The sequence below is a fragment of the Halorussus salilacus genome (assembly GCF_024138125.1).
Taxonomy (GTDB): Archaea; Halobacteriota; Halobacteria; order Halobacteriales; family Haladaptataceae; genus Halorussus; species Halorussus salilacus.
Window position 1 is genome coordinate 2,003,205 of sequence record NZ_CP099993.1, and the last position, 24,390, is coordinate 2,027,594.

General features: G+C 65.7%; 26 protein-coding genes. 16 read left to right on the plus strand and 10 right to left on the minus strand.

Annotated elements, in window-relative coordinates; genetic code table 11:
- The first annotated feature begins 137 nt into the window (after window positions 1–137).
- The gene (locus NGM10_RS10305) at window positions 138–482 is read left to right on the plus strand and encodes a DUF7473 family protein (protein WP_253478232.1); all 345 of its coding nucleotides are present in this window, start codon (window positions 138–140) and stop codon (window positions 480–482) included.
- A 112-nt stretch (window positions 483–594) separates the two neighbouring features.
- On the opposite strand, the gene NGM10_RS10310 is transcribed toward NGM10_RS10305, so the two are convergent.
- From NGM10_RS10310 to hisG, 3 genes are all read right to left on the minus strand, one after another.
- Window positions 595–1,029 (minus strand): type II toxin-antitoxin system VapC family toxin, encoded by a 435-nt coding sequence (locus NGM10_RS10310; RefSeq protein ID WP_253478234.1) that lies wholly within the window; start codon window positions 1,027–1,029, stop codon window positions 595–597.
- Window positions 1,029–1,286: an AbrB/MazE/SpoVT family DNA-binding domain-containing protein gene (locus tag NGM10_RS10315; protein ID WP_253478237.1), complete on the minus strand. Its 258-nt coding sequence runs from the start codon at window positions 1,284–1,286 to the stop codon at window positions 1,029–1,031. Before NGM10_RS10315 ends, NGM10_RS10310 begins: the two co-directional genes overlap by 1 nt.
- Before the next feature lie 77 nt (window positions 1,287–1,363).
- The gene (gene hisG / locus NGM10_RS10320) at window positions 1,364–2,227 is read right to left on the minus strand and encodes an ATP phosphoribosyltransferase (protein WP_253478240.1); all 864 of its coding nucleotides are present in this window, start codon (window positions 2,225–2,227) and stop codon (window positions 1,364–1,366) included.
- 370 nt (window positions 2,228–2,597) lie between these two features.
- Here hisG and NGM10_RS10325 point away from each other — a divergent pair, with 370 nt between their 5' ends.
- The 3 genes from NGM10_RS10325 (at window position 2,598) to NGM10_RS10335 (ending at window position 6,323) form a co-directional block, all read left to right on the plus strand.
- The gene (locus NGM10_RS10325; RefSeq protein WP_253478242.1) at window positions 2,598–3,890 is read left to right on the plus strand and encodes an amidohydrolase; all 1,293 of its coding nucleotides are present in this window, start codon (window positions 2,598–2,600) and stop codon (window positions 3,888–3,890) included.
- A gap of 198 nt (window positions 3,891–4,088) precedes the next feature.
- Window positions 4,089–4,880 (plus strand): hypothetical protein, encoded by a 792-nt coding sequence (locus NGM10_RS10330; protein ID WP_253478245.1) that lies wholly within the window; start codon window positions 4,089–4,091, stop codon window positions 4,878–4,880.
- Window positions 4,881–5,039: 159 nt separating this feature from the next.
- Window positions 5,040–6,323, plus strand: coding sequence for an adenosylhomocysteinase (locus NGM10_RS10335; protein ID WP_253478247.1), 1,284 nt, complete (start codon window positions 5,040–5,042; stop codon window positions 6,321–6,323).
- Window positions 6,324–6,540: 217 nt separating this feature from the next.
- Here the strand turns inward: NGM10_RS10335 and NGM10_RS10340 are convergent, their stop codons facing one another.
- The gene (locus NGM10_RS10340) at window positions 6,541–7,239 is read right to left on the minus strand and encodes a DUF3800 domain-containing protein (RefSeq protein WP_253478249.1); all 699 of its coding nucleotides are present in this window, start codon (window positions 7,237–7,239) and stop codon (window positions 6,541–6,543) included.
- 97 nt (window positions 7,240–7,336) lie between these two features.
- Here NGM10_RS10340 and NGM10_RS10345 point away from each other — a divergent pair, with 97 nt between their 5' ends.
- Entirely contained in the window at window positions 7,337–8,275 is a 939-nt protein-coding gene (locus NGM10_RS10345) for an alpha/beta fold hydrolase (protein ID WP_253478251.1), read from the plus strand.
- A 92-nt stretch (window positions 8,276–8,367) separates the two neighbouring features.
- Window positions 8,368–8,865, plus strand: coding sequence for a Holliday junction resolvase Hjc (gene hjc, locus NGM10_RS10350; protein WP_438267137.1), 498 nt, complete (start codon window positions 8,368–8,370; stop codon window positions 8,863–8,865).
- A 921-nt stretch (window positions 8,866–9,786) separates the two neighbouring features.
- Here hjc and NGM10_RS10355 read toward each other — a convergent pair.
- Window positions 9,787–10,467: an SWIM zinc finger family protein gene (locus tag NGM10_RS10355; protein WP_253478255.1), complete on the minus strand. Its 681-nt coding sequence runs from the start codon at window positions 10,465–10,467 to the stop codon at window positions 9,787–9,789.
- Window positions 10,468–10,866: 399 nt separating this feature from the next.
- Here NGM10_RS10355 and NGM10_RS10360 point away from each other — a divergent pair, with 399 nt between their 5' ends.
- Entirely contained in the window at window positions 10,867–11,070 is a 204-nt protein-coding gene (locus NGM10_RS10360; RefSeq protein ID WP_253478257.1) for a DUF7472 family protein, read from the plus strand.
- A 22-nt stretch (window positions 11,071–11,092) separates the two neighbouring features.
- On the opposite strand, the gene NGM10_RS10365 is transcribed toward NGM10_RS10360, so the two are convergent.
- Window positions 11,093–12,187 (minus strand): DNA primase large subunit PriL, encoded by a 1,095-nt coding sequence (locus NGM10_RS10365; RefSeq protein WP_253478259.1) that lies wholly within the window; start codon window positions 12,185–12,187, stop codon window positions 11,093–11,095.
- A gap of 80 nt (window positions 12,188–12,267) precedes the next feature.
- Between NGM10_RS10365 and NGM10_RS10370 the strand changes: the two genes are divergently transcribed.
- A complete protein-coding gene (locus tag NGM10_RS10370; RefSeq protein WP_253478261.1) occupies window positions 12,268–12,654 on the plus strand; it encodes a nuclear transport factor 2 family protein in 387 nt (128 codons plus the stop codon).
- Window positions 12,655–12,658: 4 nt separating this feature from the next.
- Here NGM10_RS10370 and NGM10_RS10375 read toward each other — a convergent pair whose 3' ends face one another.
- Window positions 12,659–12,982 (minus strand): hypothetical protein, encoded by a 324-nt coding sequence (locus NGM10_RS10375; RefSeq protein WP_253478263.1) that lies wholly within the window; start codon window positions 12,980–12,982, stop codon window positions 12,659–12,661.
- Between the two features lie 69 nt (window positions 12,983–13,051).
- Here NGM10_RS10375 and NGM10_RS10380 point away from each other — a divergent pair, with 69 nt between their 5' ends.
- A complete protein-coding gene (locus NGM10_RS10380) occupies window positions 13,052–13,384 on the plus strand; it encodes a helix-turn-helix domain-containing protein (protein WP_253478266.1) in 333 nt (110 codons plus the stop codon).
- Here NGM10_RS10380 and serS read toward each other — a convergent pair.
- Window positions 13,381–14,763 carry a serine--tRNA ligase gene (gene serS / locus NGM10_RS10385; RefSeq protein ID WP_253478267.1) on the minus strand — a complete coding sequence of 461 codons (1,383 nt, stop codon included), beginning with the start codon at window positions 14,761–14,763 and terminating at the stop codon, window positions 13,381–13,383. The genes NGM10_RS10380 and serS overlap by 4 nt on opposite strands.
- Before the next feature lie 163 nt (window positions 14,764–14,926).
- Here serS and NGM10_RS10390 point away from each other — a divergent pair, with 163 nt between their 5' ends.
- From NGM10_RS10390 to NGM10_RS10415, 6 genes are all read left to right on the plus strand, one after another.
- On the plus strand, window positions 14,927–15,238 hold the full coding sequence (locus NGM10_RS10390) for a UPF0175 family protein (RefSeq protein WP_253478269.1): 312 nt from the start codon (window positions 14,927–14,929) through the stop codon (window positions 15,236–15,238).
- Entirely contained in the window at window positions 15,231–15,755 is a 525-nt protein-coding gene (locus NGM10_RS10395) for a PIN domain-containing protein (protein WP_253478273.1), read from the plus strand. The genes NGM10_RS10390 and NGM10_RS10395 overlap by 8 nt, the downstream gene beginning before the upstream one ends.
- Before the next feature lie 48 nt (window positions 15,756–15,803).
- Window positions 15,804–16,721: an MBL fold metallo-hydrolase gene (locus NGM10_RS10400; protein WP_253478276.1), complete on the plus strand. Its 918-nt coding sequence runs from the start codon at window positions 15,804–15,806 to the stop codon at window positions 16,719–16,721.
- 475 nt (window positions 16,722–17,196) lie between these two features.
- Window positions 17,197–18,417: a Gfo/Idh/MocA family protein gene (locus NGM10_RS10405; RefSeq protein ID WP_253478279.1), complete on the plus strand. Its 1,221-nt coding sequence runs from the start codon at window positions 17,197–17,199 to the stop codon at window positions 18,415–18,417.
- 85 nt (window positions 18,418–18,502) lie between these two features.
- Window positions 18,503–20,533 (plus strand): AMP-dependent synthetase/ligase, encoded by a 2,031-nt coding sequence (locus NGM10_RS10410; RefSeq protein ID WP_253478282.1) that lies wholly within the window; start codon window positions 18,503–18,505, stop codon window positions 20,531–20,533.
- A gap of 211 nt (window positions 20,534–20,744) precedes the next feature.
- The gene (locus NGM10_RS10415) at window positions 20,745–21,614 is read left to right on the plus strand and encodes a halocin C8-like domain-containing protein (RefSeq protein WP_253478286.1); all 870 of its coding nucleotides are present in this window, start codon (window positions 20,745–20,747) and stop codon (window positions 21,612–21,614) included.
- 39 nt (window positions 21,615–21,653) lie between these two features.
- On the opposite strand, the gene NGM10_RS10420 is transcribed toward NGM10_RS10415, so the two are convergent.
- Window positions 21,654–22,379, minus strand: a complete 726-nt coding sequence (locus NGM10_RS10420) for a hypothetical protein (RefSeq protein ID WP_253478289.1) — start codon at window positions 22,377–22,379, stop codon at window positions 21,654–21,656.
- A 148-nt stretch (window positions 22,380–22,527) separates the two neighbouring features.
- Here NGM10_RS10420 and NGM10_RS10425 point away from each other — a divergent pair, with 148 nt between their 5' ends.
- Entirely contained in the window at window positions 22,528–24,225 is a 1,698-nt protein-coding gene (locus tag NGM10_RS10425; RefSeq protein WP_253478294.1) for an aldehyde ferredoxin oxidoreductase family protein, read from the plus strand.
- A 17-nt stretch (window positions 24,226–24,242) separates the two neighbouring features.
- Here NGM10_RS10425 and NGM10_RS10430 read toward each other — a convergent pair whose 3' ends face one another.
- Window positions 24,243–24,368, minus strand: a complete 126-nt coding sequence (locus NGM10_RS10430; RefSeq protein WP_253478298.1) for a transcription initiation factor IIB family protein — start codon at window positions 24,366–24,368, stop codon at window positions 24,243–24,245.
- Window positions 24,369–24,390 lie beyond the last annotated feature (22 nt).

Sequence of the window (24,390 nt, forward strand, 5' to 3'; positions counted from 1 at the left end):
TTCGACCGAACCGCCATTTTTCGCGGTGGGACACCCGTTCGGAGCAGGCGCTCTCGTCGCTCGCGGCTCCCGGGTCTCCCAACCTCGGCTTGGGGTGAATCGGCAGGCACAAGCGCCCCCCGTCCCAACCCCCCGACATGGCGGCTCCCGTCGTTGCACTGATCGGCACGTTCCTGATAGCGGTCCTGTTCTACGCCGTGACCGCGCACATCGCAGCCCGGTACGTCCTCGGTAGCGTCCCTATCGGCCGGGCGCTCGCGGTGGGCGTCGTCCCGGCGGTCGTCTCGTTCGCGTTGCAGGCGTATCACCCGATATACGTCATCCCCCTCGCCGCCGGTGCCGACTTCTTCGCCATCCGGGCGGTCTACCGCCTCCGGTACCGGACCACGGGGCTGGTCGCGCTGGCCCACTACACCGTGAGCGCGATTCTGGGCATCACGATATACAACCTCGTCGCGTTGCTTTCGACCGCGCCGACGTGAACGTTGCTGTTGTACGAGGGACGCCACCCGTACGCTGGTGGGTCCGATGCGCTCTACTACGAGGGCTCAGGAGGCCTGACGGTGAACGTCGTCGGTCCGAAGTGACGTTCGACTACGACGGTCGAAACGGGTTCACTGGGGCGCTCAATCGCGTGATTCCCTCGAATCGGTCGAAATCGTCGTCGAAGCTGTAGATGTACTCGATACTTGTCCGGCGCATGTGCGCCACTGTCATCGCGTCCGAGAGTTCGACTCCCACGGACTGGCGAAAGAGTTCGCGGCCACGAACGAAGTCGCTCTGGGCGAGATAGCGGACTCGAAACCCGGCACTCCGTTCGAGAAACTCCAGCGTAGCAACCGCCGGGTCGTGACCCACGCGCTTCTGAATCGGGCTTAAAATCTCCGACAGCGTGGCGTTGGTTACCCGTCCCCGCGGAAGTTCGCCGTCGTCCATCGACCGAACGATTCGGGTAGCCGAGTCGTGCCACTGGTCTCTCGGCATCCGAAATCCGTACACGACGTTCGCGTCGATGAGGACCTCGCCCATCAATCGACCTCGTAGGCGAGTTCTTCGGTGTCTACGACGGCATCGGTCTCCTCCTCGATGTCGATAGGGTCGAGTTCTTCGGCGACACCGTACCGTTCACGAACGATTTCGCCGAGGAGTCGGCCATCGTTCGTGACGGTCCACCGGAGTCGATTCCCGGGTTCGAGGTCGAGACGCTCCCGGAACTTCGCCGGTACGGTGACCGCGTAGCGCTCGTCCAGTATCGTTTCGGCGTCGTTCGAATCTCCCACGGTCATGTGTCAGATTTGCTCGCTATCACTTAAATAATTACGCGGCAACGTCGAGACGCCCTCGGAATCGCAAAACAGTCGGACTACTCCACCAGTCGCTCGATCTCGGTCACCAGAATCCCGCTCGCACCGACCGCCTTGAGGTCGTTGATGGTCTCGAACACGTCGCGCTCGTCGACGACGGCGTGGACGGCTACCATCCCGTCTTTCTCGCCGCCCTCGCCCTCGACGTTCATCACGGTCGGGCCGCCGAGCCCCGGAATCACGTCCCGGACCTCGTCGAGGCGGTCCTCGGGCGCGTTCATCATCAGGTAGCGCTTGCCGTCGGCCGAGAGGACCGACCGGAGCGCCATCACGACCTGCTCGACCTTCTCGTTCTCGACAACGTCGTCGCGGGCGAACAGGTAGACCGAGCTTTCGAGCACCTCGTCGATGATGGCGAGTCGATTGACCTTCAGCGTCGTCCCGGTGGAGGTGATGTCGATGATGGCGTCGGCCATCTCGACGTGGGGCGTCAGCTCGGTCGCGCCGCTGACCTCCACGATGTCGGGCTCGACGCCCCGTTGCTCGAAGTACCGCCGTGCGACGTTGGGGAACTCGGTGGCGACGGTCCTGCCCGCCACGTCCTCGACCGCCGTGATGTCGCCGTCCTCGGGCGCGGCGAGCACCAGTCGACACCGGCCGAACCCGAGGTCGAGCAGCTCCTCGACGTTACCGGGGTCGGCCTCCCGGACCTGATCGAGGCCCGTGATGCCGACGTCGGCCGCGCCGTCGCTGACGTACTCGGGGATGTCGGCGGCGCGCGCGAACAGCAGAGTGACCTCGGGGTCCACCGTGTCGGCGTACAGCTTTCGGTCGGCACCGTCGACGGCGTGCAGGCCCGCGCTTTCGAGCAGTTCCATCGCCGGGTCGTGGAGTCGGCCCTTGTTCGGGACGGCGATTCTCATGGAGTTGCCTTCTCGTTCCCGGCGGAATTACCTTTCGTCCCGCCGCGATACCCGGTTTCGCCTTCCGACCGAGGGTTCAAGTACGAGAACGGACCCAACCCCGCCCGTGACCTGATTCAGGCCGGAGCGTGCCAGCGGTCGCGCGGCGCGCAACGTTCCGGACGACGCCTCGCGCGCCGCCAGTCAGCCACCCGAACCCCGCGTGTTCCGAGTCCAGCGACCGTCTCGAACGCGCGTTCGATTCCGGCGACCGTCTCGGGCCGGTCGGCGGCGCGCCGCCGACCGGCCCGGACCCAGATTCGGCCCCGAGGCGTTCCCCTCACGCAGGAGAGTCGGAGCTTTGAGGCACCCCGGGGGCGAACGTCCGGCCATGACCACGCTCCAAATCGCGGGCGGGCAGGTCCTCCGCCCCGACATGACCGTCGAGCGCGCCGACGTACTCGTGGACCGAGACGATGGCATCATCCTCGCTGTCGGCGACGACGTTCCCGAAGGCGACGACAGACTGGATGCCGAGGAGTCGCTGGTGATGCCGGGTCTCGTCAACGCCCACACCCACGCCGCGATGACCCTGCTCCGGGGGTACGCCGACGACAAGGAACTCGACGCGTGGCTCGCCGAGGACATCTGGCCGGTCGAGGCCGCGTTCACCGCCGAGGACGTTCGCGCTGGGACCGAACTCGGCCTGCTGGAGATGATCCGGTCGGGTACGACCGGATTCGCAGACATGTACTTCCACGTCCCCGAGGTCGTCGAGGCCGTCGAGCGGGCGGGCCTGCGTGCCCGACTCGGCCACGGCGTCGTCACGGTCGGCAAGGACGAGGACGGCGCGCGCGAGGACCTCGAAACCAGCCTCGAAGTCGCCCGCGAGTTCGACGGCGCGGCCGACGGCCGGGTGAAGACCGCGTTCATGCCCCACAGCCTCACGACCGTCGGCGAGGAGTACCTCCGCGAGTACGTCTCGCAGGCCCGCGAGGAGGCAATTTCGCTCCACTACCACGCCAACGAGACCGAAGACGAGGTCGACCCCATCGTCTCCGAGCGCGGCGAGCGGCCCCTCGAATACGCCCGCGACCTCGACATGACCCGCGACTCGGACTTCGTCGCCCACGGCGTCCACGTCGACGAGACCGAAATCGACCTGCTCGCCGAGACGGGAACCGCCGTGATTCACTGTCCGGCCTCGAACATGAAGCTCGCGAGCGGCATCGCGCCGGTCCAGCAGTTCCTCGACGCGGGCGTCACGGTCGGTCTCGGCACCGACGGCGCGGCCTCGAACAACGACCTCGACATGTTCGACGAGATGCGCGACGCCGCGATGGTCGGCAAACTCGCAGAGAGCGACGCCAGCGCGGTTCCCGCCGAGGCCGCGGTCCAGATGGCAACCGTCGGGAGCGCGTCGGCGCTCGGGTTCGCCAGCGGTCGCGTCGAGGAGGGAGCGAACGCCGACCTCGCCGTCGTCGACCTCGACTCCGCGCACCTCACGCCCCGCCATGACCTGGTGAGCCACCTCGCGTACGCCGCTCGCGGGTCGGACGTGCGCCACACCGTCTGCGACGGGCAGGTGCTCATGCGCGACCGCGAGGTGACGACGCTGGACGCCGACGCGGTGCGCGCGAAGGCAGAGGAGCACGCGAGGGCCGCGGTCGAGCGCGCCGACTGACGAGTCGGCGCGCTCGGGGCGCTCGGAATGGTCAGAGATACTGTAGGAAATGACGCGTTGAAGAATCGGATTAAACGATGAGCGGGGGCTTTAAACCTTCTTGGACGATTAGCTCCCGCAGTACGTTCGGATGAACTCCGCGAACCGAAGTGGACGGCAATCGGGGTTTAACGTGGCATTTCCCCTACGAACGAGTGCATGAGCTCAAAGAAACGAACCCTTACGCTCGCGATGACGGCGGCGATGGTCTTCGCAGTCGTCGCATCCGCGGGCGCAGTTGGAAGCGTTGCCGCGAACGATTCGGCCGCCAACGACTCGCTTTCGGTCGACGTCGAACAGGCAGGGAACGACGTGACCGTATCGGTCACGAGCAACGAATCGGCGGTCGACGGTGCGAACGTCACCGTCGAAACCACCGACGAAAACGCCACGTACGCGGGCGTGGGCAACTACTCGACCGACGAGAACGGAACGGTCGGACTGGCCGCCCCCGAGGAGAACGCGACGGTCGAGGTCACCGCGACGTCCGAGAACCGGACCGCGTCGACGACCGAGACGCTGATCGCCGCCGACGAAGACGAGGAGGAAGCCGACTCCTTCGGCCAGCGAGTCTCGATGTTCGTCCAGGACATGCTGAACTCCGGTGACGACGACGGCCCCATCGGACAGGCCGTCTCGGAGTTCGTCACGTCGAACAACCCCGGTAACGCGTCCGAGAACGCTGGCGGTCCCGACGAGACCGGAAACTCCGAGAGCGCCAAGCCTGACGACGCTGGGCCGAAGAACGCCTCCGACAACGATGACGACCGCGGCCCGCCCGAACACACCGGACAGGACGATAGCGATGAGGACGACACCGAAGCCAGCGACGAGGAGGACGACGGGAACGACGAAGCCGACGAGGAAGACGACGAGGACGATGACGACGACCGCGGAAACGGCAAGCAGAAGGGTAACGGCGGCGACAACGGCAACGGCAACGGCCGATAACTGATCTCCTTTCTCGCTGGCACTCGACGCCGCCAGCCGCCGCTCTCCGCTGGCGCGTCGGCTCGGCCTCCCGAGCGTCCTCCGCTGACCGTTCGGTTCCGGCTGACTTCCGCGCCCGCCTTCGGTAGCGTTTTGGGCGCGGTACCCGTCTTCTCGCGTATGGCAGACTATCCGACCATCAGCGAGCAGGTCGACGATCTGGAGACCGCTCGCGAGGATGGTCATCGGAAGATGGACTGGGCGCGCGAACACATGCCGATTCTGACCGCGATGCAGGCCGACTTCGACGAGAACCGCCCCTTCGAGGGCGAGCGCATCGGCATGGCGATGCACGTCGAGGCCAAGACCGCCGTGCTGGTCGAGACCCTCGCGGAGGCGGGCGCGGAGGTCGCGGTCACGGGCTGTAACCCCCTCTCGACCCACGACGACGTGAGCGCCGCGCTCGACGAGCATCCCAACATCACCTCCTACGCCAAGCGCGAGGTCGACGACGAGGAGTACTACGCCGCCATCGAGGCGGTCATCTCCCACGAGCCGACCATCACGGTCGACGACGGGATGGACCTCGTCGCGGCCATCCACGAGGACTACCCCGAACTCATCGACTCCATTGTCGGCGGGGCCGAGGAGACCACCACGGGCGTCCATCGCCTGCGGGCGATGGACGCCGACGGCGCGCTGAAGTACCCCGTGTTCGCGGTCAACGACACGCCGATGAAGCGCCTGTTCGATAACGTCCACGGCACGGGCGAGTCTTCCCTTGCTAATATCGCGATGACCACGAACCTCTCGTGGGCGGGCAAGAACGTCGTCGTCGCGGGCTACGGCGACTGCGGCCGGGGTGTCGCCAAGAAGGCTTCGGGGCAGAACGCCAACGTCGTCGTCACCGAGGTCGAACCGCGACGCGCCCTCGAAGCCCACATGGAGGGCTACGACGTGATGCCGATGGCCGAGGCCGCCGAGATCGGCGACGTGTTCCTCACCACGACGGGCAACCGCGACGTAATCACCCGCGAGCACTTCGAGAAGATGCAAGACGGCGTCCTGCTCGCCAACGCGGGCCACTTCGACGTGGAGGTCAACCTCGACGACCTCTCGGACCTCGCCGTGAACGAGCGCGAGGCCCGCGAGGGCGTCCGGGAGTACGAGATGGAAGACGGCCGCAGGCTCAACGTCCTCGCGGAGGGTCGGCTCGTCAACCTCGCCAGCCCAATCGCGCTCGGCCACCCGGTCGAGGTGATGGACCAGAGCTTCGGCGTGCAGGCCGCCTGCGTCCGCGAACTGGTCGAGAACGGCGAGCAGTACGACGCCGGAGTCCACGAGGTGCCCGACGAACTCGACGAGGAAATCGCGGAGATAAAGCTGGACGCCGAGGGCGTCGAGTACGACGACCTGACGCCCGAGCAGGCCGAGTACATGGGTAGCTGGCAGCACGGGACGTAGATTCGGTAGCTATTTGTTGGGATTTCGCCCTGCGATTAGTCGCAGGGTAACAATCTACACAAAGCATTTATCTTTCAGGACGCACAACCTGCACATGCGCAGGTGGCAAGGAAGACGATGATCCCTCAGTGAAGGGGTATGAGACTTCCAGCGCCACCTGCTTGACGGTGTGTGGTCGATGATCCCTCAGTGAAGGGGTATGAGACCTCTATCTCCGTCAAGTGGCGTTTTGTAGGCATCTATCCACGATATGATCAGCGGCATCTGCACAGGAACCGTCTTTCGTATAGCTTCTCCACGAGTACGCGACTAAATCTGCGATTTGAATGCCCGGAATTCGGCTACTGTCTCCCGTCTCGACGTTGATTTCTGGCCCATCGAGTTCTTCGAGCAGGGCACAAACGTTCTCCGCTGGGGTTTTCCAGACCTCTGCATCCGGAACAAGATGGATTTTATCTACCTCCTGTGTATTGACGAGGTCCGCCTCCGTTAGAGGACTCAAGATTCTTGCAAGAGATAATCGTTGGAGAACGTGTGGTGCATCCGTTTCAGACATGTAGTTGGACAGAATCCGCGTTCCTAACTCGGGATTGAGACTGTGGTAGGAGTATTGAACGGGAGTGTTCCGTTGCCATGGATACGGTGGGTCGGCAACCGTTCCGTCTTCGTATGCAAAGTTTTCCAACGTTTCGAGAAACGTACCGAGACGGTCTTTGGGTAGTTGGCTTCCCTTTAGTTCTCCTACGTCGCCAAGACCACGAGTGCCGGAGATATGTTTCGAAAGTTCAGCACGAGCGTTATCTAGTACGTACTGGGGAGAGTTGTTCGATAAACACCAGCAACTAGCGACCGTATAGTGTTCTCCCCGTGCGTGATGACCGCTCTCGTCGACGAAAATATAGAGGTCGTCCACCATATTCAGACGGTTCGTGTGTCGACTGTCGCCGCTTTGAGTTAATAATGACTACGAAGAGAGGTGGCGATTTTTCTACCCAACGGCCGAAGACACGCTCATGCCCCTCGACCACGCCGCCGACCCGAGCACCGAGGCCGAACCCTTCCTCGACGCGCTCGCCGACCTCTGCGACCATTACGACGCGACCGCCGAGTCCAGTTACGTCACTCTCCCCGACCCCGCCAGCAAGGTTCACTACCTCACCGCGGGCGAGGGGCCGCCCCTCCTGTTGCTCCACGGCCTCGGGAGCACCGCGCACGTCTGGGTGCCGCTGTTCGACGCGCTGACCGACCGCTTCACCGTCTACGCCCCCGACCGTCCCGGTCGGGGGCTCTCGACCGCGGTGGACTACCACGAGACCGGCTTCCGGGAGTTCGGCGTCGAGTACGTCGCCGACTTTCTCGACGCGCTCGGAATCGAGGAGACCGCGGTGATGGGCAACTCGCTCGGCGGGTTCCAGTCGCTCGCGCTCGCGGTCGACCGCCCCGAGCGCGTGCGTCGGCTGTGTATCGTCGGCGCGCCCGCCGGGCTGTCGCGGTCGATTCCGCACCTGTTCCGGCTGTTCGACCTGCCGGTGGTCGGCGACCTGTTGTTCGACCTGTTCGCGGTCGAGACGGTCGCAGACGCTCGCCGACAGTACCGCCGAATCAACGTCGAAGACGACTCTGCGCTGCCCGACGCGTACTTCGAACCCGGCGTCGTCGCCGAGGGCCTGCCCGGCCAGCGCGAGAGCCTCCGGTCGCTGATGGAGACGTTGGGGTCGTTCCGGGGGATGGCCCCCGAGTTCGACCTGCGCGGGGACCTCGACTCGGTCGAGGTCCCCGCGCGGTTCGTCTGGGGGACCGACGACTACTTCTGGGAACCGGAGGTCGGCCGCCCGGCGGTCGAGCGGATGGGCGACGCCGAACTGGTCGAACTCCGCGACCACGGCCACATGCCGTGGCTCGAACCGGGCGACGACGCCGAGCGCGCCGCGGTCGAGTTCCTGACCGAGTGACCGCCATGTTCACCGCGCTCCCGGGGGACTTAACATCCGGAAGGAACCACGATGGAGTATGACCGATGCGACGGGATCGCGGGGGTGTTCGCGTGTCCAACGCCAAGGGTAACCGCCGGGAGCGCGAACTCGTCAATCGCCTCGACGAGGCCGGATTCGCGGTGATGCGCGCGCCCGCCTCCGGTGCGGCGACCGAGCGCGAACTCCCGGACGTGCTGGCGGGCGACGGCGACGTCTTCTACGCCATCGAGGCCAAGTCGAGTTCGGGCGACCCCATCTACCTCACCGGCGAGGAGGTCGAGGCGCTGGTCTACTTCTCGCGGAACTTCGGCGCGAAGCCCAAGATCGGCGTGCGGTTCGACCGCGAGGACTGGTACTTCTTCCACCCCGCCGACGTTCACCAGACCGACGGCGGCAACTACCGCGTGAAGAAGGAGGCCGCGCGCGAAGGCGGCGACCCGATGGACGCCCTCCGGGACGACGGGGACGCCGGGGCCGACGCCGACGACGGACACGCCATCCGGGACGTGCTGGTCGCGGTCGAGCAGGGCGTCCTCTCGGTCGACGAGGCGGCGTCGATGCTCGAATAACGCCAATCCATATCAATATCTGGGGAAATGCCCGGTGATGTAGTACCTAAGAGTGGTTGCATCTAATCACCGATAGCGCGTTGACGAACCCTTTTAACTCTTGGACTGAAATCAAAAAGTAGCGTCTATGAGAGGAACTCTCGACACGTTCAATCGCCGAGAGAGTTGTCGGGCGATGTTCTGCTGGCGCGAGTCTCCTACTAATGGGGGCGCGCGAGGCCTGGTAACCCTCGCGTCTATCGGAAAGGACAATGAACGTCAACATACAATCGGGCCCCCTTGGTATGGGGGTCCTTGTTGGAGCAGAGTTGATAAGAACGGGGCTTGTAACCGGTAATATTCATGTTGCCGGTGCAGGTGCGATAATCTGCGGGTTGAGCTTGGTACTCGGCTACGTAGTAGCGAATTCCCGTTCGAAACAAGCCGAACGCCCGAAGGACGTGAAAGCGAAGTAGGGCGGATCGGTGTCGCTCTTCAGAGCGGCCAACCAACCGACTAATTTATCGATAAATAACTCTGATGAGCTTGAATTACGGAAATCGGAAAGGATGAACGCCAACTGTCATCACGACCGGTGGTAAGTCGGCCGCTCGTTTGTTGGACAGTCGATGGTAAGCCGACTGCTCTATTTGTCAGCCATTGGCGGAACGAGTTGGCATTCTGTCTTACACACGGACAACCCTAACCCCAGCCTGAGGTACGTTGTCCAATTTGGCCTAAGACCTTATAGTCCCTAAAGCTTACGGTGGCGTAACATTGACTGTAATTCCCCTTTTTAGACGCCTACGGAGCTAATTTCTGACCTATAATTCTGGATATATATAGCCCCCGCGAATTATTATCGACATCTAACTCTCTCAAAATATGCTTCCAATTACAATCCGCATTCAATGTGGCTGAGATTATTTTCTAGACTTATTTTCACTCCACGACCGCGAAGTCGGCCAGTTCCGACTGGTCGTCTGTGACCTCCCCGCGGCGGGCGAGTCGCCCCCGGGGGAACGAGTAGCGCCGCAGGTGGTGTGGCTTGAGGTCGTCGGGCCCGAGCCCTGCCGGGACCGGGTACATCGCCTCGACCACCGCGTCGTCGGCGCGGTACCCCTCGTTGGTCGAGTAGTCGGCGACCGTGACGCCGATTCCCGAGATTTCGACCTCGTCTGCGCGCCGGTCTGTGGTTCGGACCACGACGAGCAGGTCGCCGGTCTCGCGGTCCACGACCGGCTCGCCGGGTGCGAGCCAGCACGTCTCGCAGAAGTGTGGTCCCGGCGCGTTCTCCTCGACGAAGGTCTCCCCGCCGCAGTTCGCGCAGGCGACCGCCTCCTCGCCGGGCGGCGGGACGAGCCCCTCGTTGACCTCCATGGCGACCCGCCGGAGGTGCTTGCACCGGACCTGCCGAAACGTGTGGTCCGGGCAGGTACACCGCCCGCCGGGGAGGTCCACGGAGTAGACGTTCCCGCTCTGGCTCTCGACCTCGTAGACGCCGCCGCCGAGCGGCGTGACCGCCATTCGCTCCATGCGGGCGCGCTGGGACCTGACGTCGGTCAGGCTGGCCGCCGGAGCGAGCGATGCTCGCGTTCGTTCGGAAGCTGTTGTGTGTCCCATGGGCTTCCCTCTCTGGTGCGGTGACCGCGTCGACAGAATCGGCTTCTCCCACCCCCAGTCGTCGCGTCTGCAGTCGTTTCCGCGTGTCAGTTCGTAGGGCCCGGACGAACCTAAGTCTTGCACCTGTCGGAATCGCTAGACCGGTTCGAGAGGGCGTCTCGGCTCTGCCAACGGTCGAACGATATTCGCGGCGTTCCCGGAGAGGCGACAGCGAGCGAAGCGAGCGTCCCCGGAGATGCGGCGGCTTCGCCGCCGCATCTCCGAGAGAGGAGGTGGAGCCACGTTTCGACCGAGCGCTTGCCAGCGAACAAGCGCTTGCGGCGCTTCTGAGCGCAGGAAACGGTTGCGCTGAGCGGGCGTTCCGAAGCGCTTTTGCGGGTGCCCCGGAAATCCCCGGCCATGAACATCGAGCGGGAGACGTTGCGCGACATCGCCGTCTCCGTGGGCGCGGTCGGGCTGTTCGTCGCCTTGCTGTACTGGGTCGGAACGAACTACAGCAACGACGGACTCTCGGAGACCGGCGCGATAGCCGTCGTGGCCGTCATCGTCTTCTTCGTGTTGCTCATGACGGGAATCGGCGTCTGGATGGCGTATCAGGAGTAGTCTCGACCGAATCCCTTCTACGCTACTCTCGCCAGTCGTCGACTCCATCGGCCTCGGCCAGCGCCTCCTCGTAGTACGACAGCGGGTGCGAGATGGTCTCGCACCGCGGGTCGGCTATCGGGGCGGTCTCGTCTGCCACCGGGCACTCGCCGTAGGCCTGCATCGTCGCACAGGAGGGCGGAGCGTACTGGGCCCCGGCGTCGTCCCCGACGCGGTCGGCCCGGTACCGGAGTGCCGTGGCCTCCTCGGGGTCGTCGACGCCCCGGAGCGCCACCATCTCGTCGGGGTCAGCCCCGATACTCGCCAGGAAGGAGACGAGCGCGAACTCCGCGCGGGCCGGGAGGGCCTCGCCGTCCCGGGCGCGTTCGAGCAGGTCGGCCACGCACGGGGGGAACTGCCCGGGCGCGAGCACGTCGATGTCCCGCGAGAACTCGACCTCCGAGAAGGCGTCCTCCAGTTCGGCCATCTCGTCGGTCAGTCCCTCGCGAATCTCGTCGGGAACGCGGGTCGGCAACCCCTCGGCGACGCGCTCGCGGACCGCCTCCCGGAGGAGTTCGTGGAGTTCGTCTCGCGTCACCGTGACCGCTCCGTCGGCCAGTTCTCTGTTGACGAGTCGCCACGTTTCGCTCTCGAACTCCGAGGAGAGCGTTAGATACGCAGACACCGCTATCGAGAACCCCGACCCTCTCGGGGTGACTCGACTCGACAGGTCGAACTCGCTCAGGAAGTACCGGAGCGGGACCTTCCCGTCGTCGGGTCTGCGCTGGTCGCCGTCCAGTAGCTCGAAGTCGTCGGTGAACCGCTGGTAGGCCGTTCGGGCCTCCGCAGACGCGTACTTGTCCACCGCGCCCGGCACGTCGAGAACCGAAACGAGGACTCGCGCCACGGGGTAGGAGAGGAGTTCGGCCTGCACGCCCGGATGGGAGCCGTCGTCCGGAACGTCGATAGTCCCGTCGAGAAGCGCACGCTCGACCCGCTGGACACCCCGTTCGACCGCCGGGTGGCGAGTTTCCCCGCCTCGGTCTGCGGTTATAATCTCCGCGAGGCCGATGTCGGCCTCGCGGACCGCCTCTCGGGAGGAGTCGAGAAACGGGTAGTTCGCGTGAAACGGGTCCATACGACCCCAATCTGGGCGGACCCCGATAAACGCGACGAAGACCGACGGGGTTGATGGGGACGGGGGTCCTCGTCTCGCCCATGAGCGAAGCCACCGCGCTGGCCTACTACGACGCCATCGACGCGGGCGACTACGAGGGATTCGCCGACCTGCTCGCGCCCGGAGTCGTCCACGACCGGCCCGACCGGACCATCGAGGGCCGCGAGACGCTGGTCGAGTTCATGCGCGACGGCCGACCGAACACGGGGACATCGCACGAGGTCCGGGAGGTGTTCGGAGACGGAGCGGTATCCACGGACGGAGACACCGACGACGAGAGCGACCGCGCCGCCGGTCCGGAGACCGGCGGCGCGGTCGCCGTGGAGGGTCGCCTGTTCGATTCGGATGGAAGCGAGCTGTTCGGCTTCGTGGACGCCTTCGCGTTCGAGGACGGGAAAATTGCGGAGATTCGGACCTACACACGATAACGCTTTAGAACTCCATCCCACCACGTTTGCGGACGTACTCGGAAACCTCGTCTGGTTCGGTCAGCCAGACGGCCTGTTCGGCTTCGGTGACGTATTCGAGCGGACAGTCGTGGTCGGTAGCGAGGTCGTCAATCAGTTGGGACACGTCCTCGCGATCCGATTCCGCGAACCATGGACGGACCGTTTCGAGGCTGATTACCTTCTTTGGCCGATAAATTCCTCGGAGCGCGAGTTCGCGGAGGAGGTCGTGTTGCATATTCCTCCACTCGGTCTTCGTGTATCCGGACGGCATGGGGGTCCGTGCATTCTTTCGTTCGTCATCACTCATAAACTCTCGTCGAGAGCGAATTTGCCACGTCCATACATTAAAGTACGAACGAGTTCGTAATTCGGGTGGATGGCAACGGAACGACGCCGACCGAGCACAAGCGACGACGCCTACGCCGACAACGCGATGACGTGGCTCCTCGGCGACCACCCGAAGGCGAGGATGCTGACCGTCTTCGTTGGCAAGGAATACCGCGATTTGACCGCCGATCAGGTCTGTGACCTCGCGGGAATCCAAGGCGCGACGTTCGAGAATCACATCGGCGACTTGCTCGACTTTGGCGTCGTGGAAGTGCGCGAGTCGGCCGACTCGCGCACTTACCGACTGAACTCCGAAAGCGAACTCGCGGAGGACCTCAAAGAGCTACAGCTCGACCTTATCGAGGTCGTCGGAAAGAGCTAGTCCCGCTCGCCCGCGCCGAGCGCGCTCTCACCGACCTTCTCGTGGCCCTCGATGACCTCCGTGCCGCCCATGTAGGGCCGCAGGGCCTCGGGCACCGTGACAGTGCCGTCGTCGTTCTGGTAGTATTCGAGGATGGCGACCATCACGCGGGGCAGGGCGAGGCCCGACCCGTTGAGGGTGTGGAGGTACTCGGTCGACTCGTGGCGCTCGGGCCGGTAGCGCAGGCCCGCGCGCCGGGCCTGGAAGTCCTCGAAGTTCGAGACCGACGAGACTTCGAGCCACCGCCCGCCCTCCTCGGGACCGTCGTCCATGTCGTCGCCCGGTGCCCACACCTCGATGTCGTACTTCTTGGCCTGCGTGAACCCGAGGTCGGCGGTACACATCTCCAGAATCCGGTAGGGGAGGTCGAGGCGGCGCAGGACCTCCTCGGCCTCGTCGAGCAGGCGGTCGAAGGCCTCGTAGCTCTCGTCGGGTTCCACGAAGTTGACCATCTCGACCTTGTTGAACTGGTGGACCCGGACGATTCCGCGGGTCTCGGTGCCGTGTTCGCCCGCCTCCCGCCGGAAGTTCGGCGTGTAGGCCTGATGCTTGATGGGGAGATCGTCCTTGAGCAGGATGTCGTCGCGGTACATGTTGGTGACCGGTACCTCCGCGGTCGGGCAGAGCCAGAGGTCCTCGTCGCCGTACGGCTCGTCGTTCGACCCACCGAGTCGGTAGGCGTCCTCGACGAACTTCGGGAACTGGCCGGTCCCCTCCATCGACCTGCTGTTGACCGGAATCGGCGGGAACAGGTCGACGTACCCCTGCTCGCGGTGGAGGTCGAGCATGAACTGGAGGAGGGCGTACTCCAACTGCGCGCCCTCACCCTTCAGGAAGTAGAAGCCGCTCCCGGTCGTCTTGGCCGCCCGCGCCTCGTCGATGATGTCCAACTCCTCGCCGAGGTCGTAGTGTGGCGTCACCTCGTCGGGAAGCTCTCGGAGGTCGTCGAACCCCTCGCGTCGGCGCTCGACGTTGTCGTCCTCGCTGTCGCCGACCGGCACCTCCTCGTGGGGAATCTGGGGGAGTTCGAGCAGGCGCTCGTCGAGTTCGGCCTCCAGTTCGTCGGCGCGCTCCTCGACCTCCTCGATTTCGGCCTTGAGTTCCTGGGAGGTCTCGATAGCCTCCTCGGCCTCCTCGTGGTCTCCGGCCTGCTTGAGTTCGCCGATGCGGTCGCTGACCTGATTTCGCTCGTGGCGAAGTTCGTCGCCGCGGGCCTTGAGCTCGCGCCACTCCTCGTCCATCTCCAGAATCTCGTCGAAGTCCACGTCGGTCACGCCCTTCTGTTCGAGCGCGGCCCGGACCTCGTCGGGGTTCTCGCGGATGTAGTTCCGGTCTAGCATTCCTACTCTCCAAATCCCGCTCCCGGCAAAAAACCGTATCGTTCGTGGGATAACGGTTGGCAAGGGGTGACGGGGGTTCGGGCGGCGCTTGTGGGCTCGCAGGCCCGGTCACGCGGTGTTCTCGGGGCAAACTTTGATACACAACTGGAACGATTGTGTACACATGAGTCAGAAGCACGTGACCACCCGCGTCTCCGAGGACCTGTACGAGAAGATAGAGCGTATCCGCGAGGAGGAACAGACCGACCGCTCGACGGCTATCAAGCGACTGCTCGAACGCGGCGTCGGCGATTGGCAGGTCGAGACTGCCGTCCAGCGGTACCGAGACGGGGACGTTTCCGTCGGCCGCGCGGCGGAGTTGGCCGACCTCTCGGTGTGGCGTTTTCTCGACGTTCTGGAGGAACGAGGCGTCGAGATGAACTACGACGAGACGGACCTCGAAGCCGACATCGCGGCGGTACGCGACGATGAGTGAGGCCGTCGTCACCGATGCGACGGTCCTCATCTATCTCGCCAAACTCGGGGACCTCTCCTTTTTGGACGAACTGTTCGACGACACGTACGTTTCCGACCGTGTCTACGAGGAAGTCGTTACTCGCGGCAGGGCGGAGCAGTACGCCGACGCGCTCCCGGTCGAGGAAGCGGTCGAGAACTTCCTCGACGTGCGGAGCCTCTCGACGGAATTGACCGAGCGCGTAGACGAAATCCAGCGGTCGGCCGGTCTCGAACGCGGCGAATGCACGGCCATCGCGTTGGCAGAGGCCGGGGATGCACGCTGTCTCACCGACGACCACGCCGCACGCACGACCGCCGAATCGCTCGGCGTCGCGGTCGGTGGCACGATTTACGTCTATCTGGAGTCGCTCGACCGCGGTCGCATCTCGTACGAGGAGTACGTCGATACACTCGACGACCTCACGGACAACGGGTTCCGGATGAGCGCGAGTCTGTATCGGCGCGCGGTCGATGCGGGCGAGGAACTCACGGACTGAATCGCCGAGGGCGAACCCCTTTTGTTCCGCCCGCCCGCACTTCCGACCATGACGAGAGGCGACCTCCGCGAAGTGACGACCGGCAGTTGCTCGGACCTCTACTACCTCGACACCGGGATGTACGACACCGACGAGTACGGCGCGGTCTACGTCTACGACGCCGCCCGGCCCGCCATCGTCGAGACCGGAATCGGCACCCACCACGACCTGATTCTGGACGCGCTCGACGAACTCTCCATCTCTCGGGAGGACGTGGCGGTCATCGCGCCGACCCACGTCCACCTCGACCACGCGGGCGGGGCAGGCTTCCTCGCGGAAGCCTGCCCCAACGCCGAGGTGATGGTCCACGAGATCGGCGCGCGTCACCTCGTGGACCCCTCGCGACTCGTCGAGGGGACCAAGCGGGCGGTCGGCGACCAGTGGGAGTTCTACGTCGAACCCGAACCCGTCCCCGAGGAGCGCGTGGTCGAACTGCAGGCGGGCGACGAGATAAACCTCGGCGACCACCACCTCGAAGTCTACCACGCGCCGGGCCACGCGCCCCATCAGGTCGTCTACTACGACCGCGACGACGACGCCCTCTTCACCGGCGACGCGGCGGGCATCTGGGTGCCCGAACGCGGAGAGATCTTCGAGACCTCCCCGCCGCCGAACTTCGACCTCGAGGAGTGTCTCGCCGACCTCGAAACCGTCCGGGACCTCCACCCCGAGGCACTGTTGTACACCCACTTCGGCCCCCGCGAGTACGAGGTCGGCGCGATGGACGAGTACGCCGACGTGCTGACCGAGTGGGTCGAGCGCGTGGAGGAGAAGGACGAAGAACTGGGCGACCGCGACGCTGTCGTCGAGTTCTTCGCCGACCAGACTGACATGGCCGACGTGTGGGGCGAGCGCAAGGCCCGCGAGGAGGCGAAACTGAACGTTCGAGGGGTTCTGACGTACCTTCGAAATCGGGACGGCGAGTAGAGGGTCGAGTTTCTATCTAGTGCAGTCTTCCGGGCGAGGCCTGCGGTCGCGGTGCTGTGCGGTTGCGGTTTTCATCGGTGCCGGACACCGCTGGCGTCTCGCCGTTCGAATCGGTGCTTTCGGTTGCTCTCGACGAGTACGTCTCAGAAAGCCCCCGCCCGCTCGCCACCGGAGGACAAACCGCGTCCTCCGAGGCCTCGTTCGCTCCGCTCACGAGACGGTCGCTGACGCGGGATATTTCCGCGCCTCTCTGCACCGCCCGGCGCGGAAATAGCAGCCCGCGCAGACGACCACGGGCCTACGGCCCGCGAGCGGGCGGCCCCTTTCAGTCCCGCCCCGGTGGACTGATTCCCGGTCGATTTCCGGTGGAACGTCTCACCGACGATTTTCCGGTGGAAGTCTCACCGGCCGATACTCCACTTCCGCGACCGTCAGCGGTTTAGGCGTCGGCGACGACTGTCTCTCCGATTCTCAAATGGGGGAGGACAACGCTCGAACGGACGGGGACGAGGCGGTCCGAATCGGCATCGTCGGCGCGGGCAACCGGGGCCGGAACCACGCGCTCCGCTACGCCCGGATTCCCGGCGCGGAGGTGGTCGCGGTCGCCGACGTGGACGAAGCGAAGGCCCGCAACCTCGCGGACTCCCACGGCGCGGAGAGCTACGCCAGCCACGCGGAGATGCTCGCCGACGCCGACCTCGGTCTCGACGCCGTCAATCTCTGCGTCCACGCGCCGCTCCACGCGCCCATCGGGGTGGACGCGCTCGAAGCCGGAACCGACGTGTTCTGCGAGAAGCCGATGGCCGACAGTTACGCCGCGGCCCGACGACTCTCCGAGGCGGCCGAGCGGACCGGCCAGCGACTCGCGGTCCAGAACCAACTGCTCTACACGGTCGAGACGCGGGCCGCGAAGGCGGTCGCCGACGCTGGCGAACTCGGCGAGGTGTACCACGGCGTCGCTGGCCGGTCTCGCGGGTGGGCGTTCGACGTCGAGAACACCGAGGTGGCGATGGGCGCGCGCAGGCGGGGCACCCCCTACGTCGACGGCTACGGGTCGCCCGCGTTCGCCCGCGAGGAGTCGGCGGGCGGCGGCGCGGTCTACGACCTCGGGAGCTACACCATCGGCCAGATACTCTATCTGATGGGCTCGCCGACAGTCGAGCGCGTTCGCGGCGAGACGTTCCGGACCACGCCAGCGCGCGCTCGCGCCGCCGAGGACGACGAGTACCGCCGACGCGTCGAGCAGAGCGGCTACGACGTCGAGGACGTGGGCGTCGGACTCGTCACCTTCGAGGACGGGTCGGTGCTGTCGGTCCGGGCGAGCTGGTCGCGCTATCAGGAGGACGAGTCGAGCGCGGTCGTCGGGACCCGGGGCGGCGTCCGGCTCGACCCCTTCGAGTACTACTCGACCGTCGGCGACGTGGAGATGCGCGCGAGCGCCGACCTCGAAGAGTTCCGCTTCCGCCAGCAGTACCTCGACGGCGAGCGCGGAGAGATGGCCTACAGGTCGGGACTGGCGGCCGACCCGCTCTACCACTGGGTCGAGGGACTCGCCGGGAGAACCGACCCCCTGCCGACCGCCGAGCTGGGACTCGAAGCGATGCTCGCGATGGACGGCATCTATCGGTCGGCCGGACTCGGTCGGGAGGTCACCCGCGAGGAGGTGGTCGAGGACGCCGACCCGACCCCCGAATAGGCCGCCACTCGCCCCCCGATAAACCCGGATGAACGGCCCGAGAGTTCGGCAGTAGCTTAATATCGTCGGGTTCTGATGGAATGGTATGACGTGGCGTGACGCCGAACGGGCGTACGACGACGAGGTCATCGGACGGTCCACGCTGTCGCGCATGTTCGAGGAGAGCGCGGCACGGCACGCGAACCGCCCGGCACAGCAGTACAAGGGCGGCGTCTACGACCGGTCGCTGGTGGGGAGCGCGCTCGCGGCCGCTCCCGACGGCGAGTTCCGGGCCATCTCCTACGCCGAGATGCGCGATGTCGTCCGGTCGCTCGCCGCCGGATTCCGCGACCTCGGCGTCGGGGCCGACGACCGGGTGGGAATCTTCTCGGCGACCCGGATGGAGTGGGCCCAGTGCGACTTCGGCCTGCTGGCGGCGGGCGCAATCGTGACCACGGTCTACCGGGGCTCGTCGCCGAACCAGGTCGCACACCTGCTGGGCGACCCCGACGCCTCGGGCGTCGTGGTGGAGAACGCCGACCTGCTGGAGCGGGTGGTCCGAGTGCAGGACTCGCTCGACCTCGAGTTCGCGGTCCTGATGGACGACCCCGGCGACGGCGTCGAGTCGGGAGCGGGCGACGGCGGCGGGTCAGAGGCGGGCGACGGCGTCGCGTCCGAGGGGGCGGCCGCCCCCTCGGACGCGGAATTCGACGTGTACACCCTCGGCGAGGTGTACGAGCGCGGCGCGGCGGCGTTCGACGAGACCGAATACGAGTCGTGGCTCGACGCTCGGGACCCCGAGGACCTCGCGACGCTCATCTACACCTCCGGGACGACCGGCACGCCGAAGGGCGTCCGGCTCAGTCACTGGAACTTCCGGTCGAACGTCAATCAGTGTCGGCGGCGGTTCGGTCCCCGCCCCGACAAGGGCGACCTGCCGGTCATCGACGAGGGCTCCAGCACCGTCTCGTTCCTGCCGCTGGCCCACGTCTTCGAGCGACTCGCGGGCCACTTCCTCATGTTCGCCAGCGGCGCGACGGTCGCCTACGCCGAGAACCCCGAGACCCTCCGCGAGGACTTTCAGGCTATCGGGCCGACCACCGGAACGAGCGTCCCGCGGGTGTACGAGCGGATGTACGACGCCATCCGCGAGCAGGCCGAGTCGTCGGCGGTCGGCGAGCGACTGTTCTCGTGGGCGACCGACGTGGGACGGCGGTACTTCGAGGCCGACTCGCCCGGCCCGGCCCTGCGCGCCCAGCGCGCGGTCGCCGACAGACTCGTGTTCCGGAAGGTCAGGAACGGTCTCGGCGGCAACGTCGATTTCCTCATCAGCGGCGGCGGGAGCCTCTCGCCCGACCTCTGTGCGCTGTACCACGGCATGGGCCTGCCGATTCTGGAGGGGTACGGCCTGACCGAGACCTCGCCGGTCATCGCGGTCAATCCGCCCGAGGAGCCGAAGGTCGGTACCATCGGCCCGCCGGTCGCCGACGTGGAGGTCCGGGTCGACGACTCGATGGTGGGCGAGGAGTTCGCAGACGCCGAGGGCGAGGTCGGCGAACTCCTCGTGAAGGGGCCGAACGTCACCGACGGCTACTGGGAACTCCCCGAGGCGACCGAGCAGGCGTTCACCGAGGAGGGTTGGTTCCGGACCGGCGACATCGTCGAGATTCGCCCCGACGACTACGTCGCGTTCCGCGAGCGAGCCAAGGGAATCCTCGTGCTCTCGACCGGCAAGAACGTCGCCCCCGGACCCATCGAGGACGCGTTCGCCGCGAGCGAACTGGTCGAGCAGTGCATGGTGGTCGGCGACGGCCAGAAGTTCGTCTCCGCCATCCTCGTGCCGAACTTCGAGGCGGTCCGCAAGCGCGCCGACACCGAGGGCGTCGACCTGCCCGACGACCCCGAGGACCTCGTCGGCGACGACCGGGTGAAGGCGTGGCTCGACGAGGAGGTCGAGTCGGTCAACGAGCGGTTCGAGTCCCACGAGCAGATAAAGCAGTACCGGCTCGTCCCCGAGGAGTTCACCGAGGACAACGACCTGCTGACCCCGACGATGAAGAAGAAGCGCCGGAACATCCTGGAGCGGTTCGCCGACGAGATAGACGAGATATACGCGGCCCAGTACGGAGACGCCTGACGGACGTCCCCCCGATTCCGGTCCGACGGGACGTGTGCTGCTCGGGTCGCCAGCGCGTCGGTCGAAGGCGTCCGTTCTCGGAGAGAGCGACGACGCGATAGCGTTTCGACCGTACCTCGATACCGAACTCTAATCAGTGATACAAATATTATTTTATATAGGTAGTAGCAGATACTAAAATTTATCTAACAGTAATTTATTTTGTTACTTGATGGCTCCTGATAAACCCAATCGTCGTGACGTGCTGAAAGGTGTGAGCGGTGCCGGAATCGCTGGCGTGGCCGGGATGTTCTCCGTCTCGGTCGCCGCTGCGGAGGGCCCCGAGGACGAGCCCATCACGATGCTGGAGAAGGGTCGGAAGATGGCGCTCGCTCGACAGCTCTCGAAGACCGAGCAGTTCGAGACCCTCCTCGAAACGGCGAACGAGAGGGGCTACGAGTTCTCTTGGGACCTCGACGACCTCGACGCCGCGCGGGTCGAGGCCGGGGAGTTCCGGCGGGAACTCGTGGCGTACAACTTCGACACCGAGGGCGACCACCGCGCGGCCATCGTCATCGGCCGCGACCTCGACACCGACGAGGTCGAACTCGCGCAGATGGACTTCGAGTACTACCGGAGCGACGGCGTGCTCGACCGGACCGAGCGGTACGAGGCGGCGACCGACGTCGAGACGACTCAGCTCGGCCGGACCACCCCCGACTCGGGCGTCCGCCGTCGGACCATCGAACCCGACCCCGACGCGATCACCGCCTTCGTCGACCGAGACGCCGGTACCGCTGGCTGGACCGACTTCCCGGACTACCTGAACATCAGCTACTGTAGCGGCTGTTACTGGGCGACCAACAGGACGTGTCGGCTCCTCTGTAGCACCGTCGGCGCGTTCGCGTGCGGTGCCCTCGGTGTCACCGTCGTCGGTGCGGTCTCGTGTGTCACCTTCGTCAAGGCCGTCTGCTACGTCGCCAACTACACGAGCGGCTGCGGTGACGACCTCGGCGCGACGATCTGCAAGCATCCCGTGGTCGACGTCTGCGACGACGACGAGTCCGGCGACATCATCGACGTCGACATCCCGTACTTCTGACCGGCGACTCGGGCGGTCCGACGCTCGATCCGCCTTCGTCTACGAGATCGCGATCAGTGCGACCCCGAGGACACAGAAGACGAGCGCGACGGCGAGCGGAAGCGCGGCGGCCCGAAGCCGACGTCCGACGACCGCTCGCGGCGACCGGTCGGTTATCACGAGCGCTCCCGTGAGGACCGTTCGGCCGTCGGTCCGCTCGGGACGCCCCGCGATTACGTGGGGTTCGTCGAGGTCGATGCGCCGCTCGACGTACCGGCGAGTGCCGATACCGAGGACCGAGAGCGGTCCCGCCGACGCGGGCCCGACCCCCTCGCGCACCGCGAGGAACGATTCGATGCGCTCGGGCGGCCGTTCGCCCGCGGGCACGACGACGGTCTCGGGCTCCGTATCGAGCGCGAACCGCCGCGATTCGGGCTCGACGCGGACGCGGTCGCTGTCACCGCGCAACTCGAAGGGGACCGTGGCGACCCCGTCGTCGAGGTCCCGCCATGTGAACGGGACCTCGGACGGCGTGAGCGCCCGCTCGGCGATCTCGTACTCGACGCCCAGACAGGGCTCGCCCGTGAACGGCCCGTCGAGCGACTCGCCGACCGATTCGGCCCGACCGCGACAGACCACGAACCCCGAGTCGGCGGACACCTCCGCGGGAGCGACGACCTCCGACCGCAGGAGACGCGGGAGCACGGCGAGCGGCCTGAGGGCGTACCAGCCGAACCCGAGGCCCGAGACGACGAGAACGACGCCCAGCACCACGATTGTTGCCATGTGTGCCCGTTTTCCACCGACGAATCAAATAGCTTGTTCCCGTAAAAAACTCGCCGGTGGGGTCTCGCCCATGCAGGGGTGGGGTCTCGCTTGCGCCCGGGACGTCCCATCCCTCGTGTTTATTACTCGAAAAACGGAACCACTACCCATGATACACAGCGAGGGACCGCTTCTCGTCGTCGACGTCGGCGAGCGCGAGACCCACACCGAGGACATCGACGACGTGCTCGAATCGTTCGTCGGCGGCCGGGGCGTCGGGACGAAACTGGCCCACGACCGGGTCCCGTTCGACGCCGACCCGCTCGGGCCGGACAACCGCCTGTTTTTCACCACGGGGCCGATGCAGGTCTCGACCATGAGCTTCACGGGTCGGATGAACGCCACGGGCGTCTCGCCGCTGACCGAGGGGCTCCTGTCGTCGAACGCGGGCGGGTTCATGTCCCGGCACTTCGCCGACACCGGCTACGGCGCGGTCGAGATTGCGGGCGAGAGCGGCGACCTCCTCGCGGTCCACGTCACCGACGACGGCGTCGAGTTCGAGGAGGTCCCGGACCTCGACGGCGCGACCGTTCCCGAGACCTGCGAGTACGTCGAGGAGAGCCGAGGTCTCGACGCCGAGCACGTCGCCTGCATCGGTCCGGCGGGCGAGAACGAGGTCCGGTTCGCCTCCGTCATGACCACCGAGGAACGGGCGTTCGGCCGCGGGGGACTGGGCGCGGTGCTGGGCGCGAAGAAGGTCAAGGCGGTCACGTTCGAGGGCGACTCCCGGCCCGAGGTCGACATCGACCCGATCCAGACGGACGTCCACCGCGAGGCCGCGACCGCCGACCACGTCATGAAAGAGCAGGGGACGGTCGCGGTGATGGACCTCGCCAACGAGATGGACGGCCTGCCCTCCTACTACTTCTCCGAGCAGTCGTTCGAGGGCGCGGAGGGCATCAACGGCTCGGCGGTCGCCGAGAAGAAGTACAAGAAGGGGACCTGCTCGGCGTGCGCGTTCGCGTGCAAGCTCCCGACGCGCGACGAGGAAGCTGGCGTCGAGACCGAGGGGCCGGAGTTCGAGACCGCGATGGCGTTCGGGTCGAACTCCGGCATCGACGACATCGTGGACGTGATGAAGTCCAACGAGCGCTGTGACCGCTACGGCATGGACACCATCTCGGCGGGCAACACGGTCGCGGCCTACCTCGCCAGCGAGGACGCCTTCGGCGACGAGGAACTCATCCTCGACCTCCTCGATAAAATCGCCCACCGCGAGGGCGTCGGCGACCTGCTCGCGGAGGGCATCGACCGGGTTCACGACGAATTGGGCGTCGAGAACTGGACGGTCAAGGGCATGGACTTCGCGGCCCACGAGGGCCGAATCCTCCACGGACAGGGCCTCTCCTACGCGGTCGCCAACCGCGGGGCCGACCACATGTACGCGACCTTCTACTCGGTGGAGTACCCGCTGGTCGGGAAAGACGAGGCGATGGAGCCTAGGGGACTGGAAGGCAAGCCCGAGCGACTGGTCGAGCGCGAGAACCTGATGGCGCTCAACGACTGCGGGGTCGTCTGCAAGTTCTCCCGGGACTTCATGAGCCCCGAACGCTACGAGGCCCTGCTCGACGCCGACTTCGAGGACCTGCTCGCGGTCGGCGAGCGCACCGTCGAACTCGAACGCCACTTCAACAACCGCCGAGGTATCGACCGCGGGGCTGACCGCCTGCCCTACGACCTGCCGGGCTTCGAGGACGCGCTCTCGGAGTACTACGCGGTCCGGGGCTGGAACGACGACGGCACGGTGCCCGACGAGAAGGTGTCGGGCGGATTCGGAGACCAGGGTGCGGCGAGCGCGGACGACTGACTTCCGGTCTCAGCGCTTCACCAATTGGTGACGCCTAGTATCGCGTCGCAGTCCGGACAGACGAGTACGCCCGACCGCTCGTCGAACCCGACGCGTGTATCCCGAAAATCGCAGTAGGGACACCGCATTTCTTTCGATGCCATATCTCAGGCTCGTCGCCCGGAC

Excerpts from the sequence above, each read along its gene's own strand:
- NGM10_RS10305 (WP_253478232.1), top strand. The coding sequence starts at position 138 with ATGGCGGCTCCCGTCGTTGCACTGATCGGCACGTTCCTGATAGCGGTC.
- NGM10_RS10310 (WP_253478234.1), bottom strand. The coding sequence starts at position 1,029 with ATGGGCGAGGTCCTCATCGACGCGAACGTCGTGTACGGATTTCGGATG.
- NGM10_RS10315 (WP_253478237.1), bottom strand. The coding sequence starts at position 1,286 with ATGACCGTGGGAGATTCGAACGACGCCGAAACGATACTGGACGAGCGC.
- hisG (WP_253478240.1), bottom strand. The coding sequence starts at position 2,227 with ATGAGAATCGCCGTCCCGAACAAGGGCCGACTCCACGACCCGGCGATG.
- NGM10_RS10325 (WP_253478242.1), top strand. The coding sequence starts at position 2,598 with ATGACCACGCTCCAAATCGCGGGCGGGCAGGTCCTCCGCCCCGACATG.
- NGM10_RS10330 (WP_253478245.1), top strand. The coding sequence starts at position 4,089 with ATGAGCTCAAAGAAACGAACCCTTACGCTCGCGATGACGGCGGCGATG.
- NGM10_RS10335 (WP_253478247.1), top strand. The coding sequence starts at position 5,040 with ATGGCAGACTATCCGACCATCAGCGAGCAGGTCGACGATCTGGAGACC.
- NGM10_RS10340 (WP_253478249.1), bottom strand. The coding sequence starts at position 7,239 with ATGGTGGACGACCTCTATATTTTCGTCGACGAGAGCGGTCATCACGCA.
- NGM10_RS10345 (WP_253478251.1), top strand. The coding sequence starts at position 7,337 with ATGCCCCTCGACCACGCCGCCGACCCGAGCACCGAGGCCGAACCCTTC.
- NGM10_RS10355 (WP_253478255.1), bottom strand. The coding sequence starts at position 10,467 with ATGGGACACACAACAGCTTCCGAACGAACGCGAGCATCGCTCGCTCCG.
- NGM10_RS10360 (WP_253478257.1), top strand. The coding sequence starts at position 10,867 with ATGAACATCGAGCGGGAGACGTTGCGCGACATCGCCGTCTCCGTGGGC.
- NGM10_RS10365 (WP_253478259.1), bottom strand. The coding sequence starts at position 12,187 with ATGGACCCGTTTCACGCGAACTACCCGTTTCTCGACTCCTCCCGAGAG.
- NGM10_RS10370 (WP_253478261.1), top strand. The coding sequence starts at position 12,268 with ATGAGCGAAGCCACCGCGCTGGCCTACTACGACGCCATCGACGCGGGC.
- NGM10_RS10375 (WP_253478263.1), bottom strand. The coding sequence starts at position 12,982 with ATGAGTGATGACGAACGAAAGAATGCACGGACCCCCATGCCGTCCGGA.
- NGM10_RS10380 (WP_253478266.1), top strand. The coding sequence starts at position 13,052 with ATGGCAACGGAACGACGCCGACCGAGCACAAGCGACGACGCCTACGCC.
- serS (WP_253478267.1), bottom strand. The coding sequence starts at position 14,763 with ATGCTAGACCGGAACTACATCCGCGAGAACCCCGACGAGGTCCGGGCC.
- NGM10_RS10390 (WP_253478269.1), top strand. The coding sequence starts at position 14,927 with ATGAGTCAGAAGCACGTGACCACCCGCGTCTCCGAGGACCTGTACGAG.
- NGM10_RS10395 (WP_253478273.1), top strand. The coding sequence starts at position 15,231 with ATGAGTGAGGCCGTCGTCACCGATGCGACGGTCCTCATCTATCTCGCC.
- NGM10_RS10400 (WP_253478276.1), top strand. The coding sequence starts at position 15,804 with ATGACGAGAGGCGACCTCCGCGAAGTGACGACCGGCAGTTGCTCGGAC.
- NGM10_RS10405 (WP_253478279.1), top strand. The coding sequence starts at position 17,197 with ATGGGGGAGGACAACGCTCGAACGGACGGGGACGAGGCGGTCCGAATC.
- NGM10_RS10410 (WP_253478282.1), top strand. The coding sequence starts at position 18,503 with ATGACGTGGCGTGACGCCGAACGGGCGTACGACGACGAGGTCATCGGA.
- NGM10_RS10415 (WP_253478286.1), top strand. The coding sequence starts at position 20,745 with ATGGCTCCTGATAAACCCAATCGTCGTGACGTGCTGAAAGGTGTGAGC.
- NGM10_RS10420 (WP_253478289.1), bottom strand. The coding sequence starts at position 22,379 with ATGGCAACAATCGTGGTGCTGGGCGTCGTTCTCGTCGTCTCGGGCCTC.
- NGM10_RS10425 (WP_253478294.1), top strand. The coding sequence starts at position 22,528 with ATGATACACAGCGAGGGACCGCTTCTCGTCGTCGACGTCGGCGAGCGC.
- NGM10_RS10430 (WP_253478298.1), bottom strand. The coding sequence starts at position 24,368 with ATGGCATCGAAAGAAATGCGGTGTCCCTACTGCGATTTTCGGGATACA.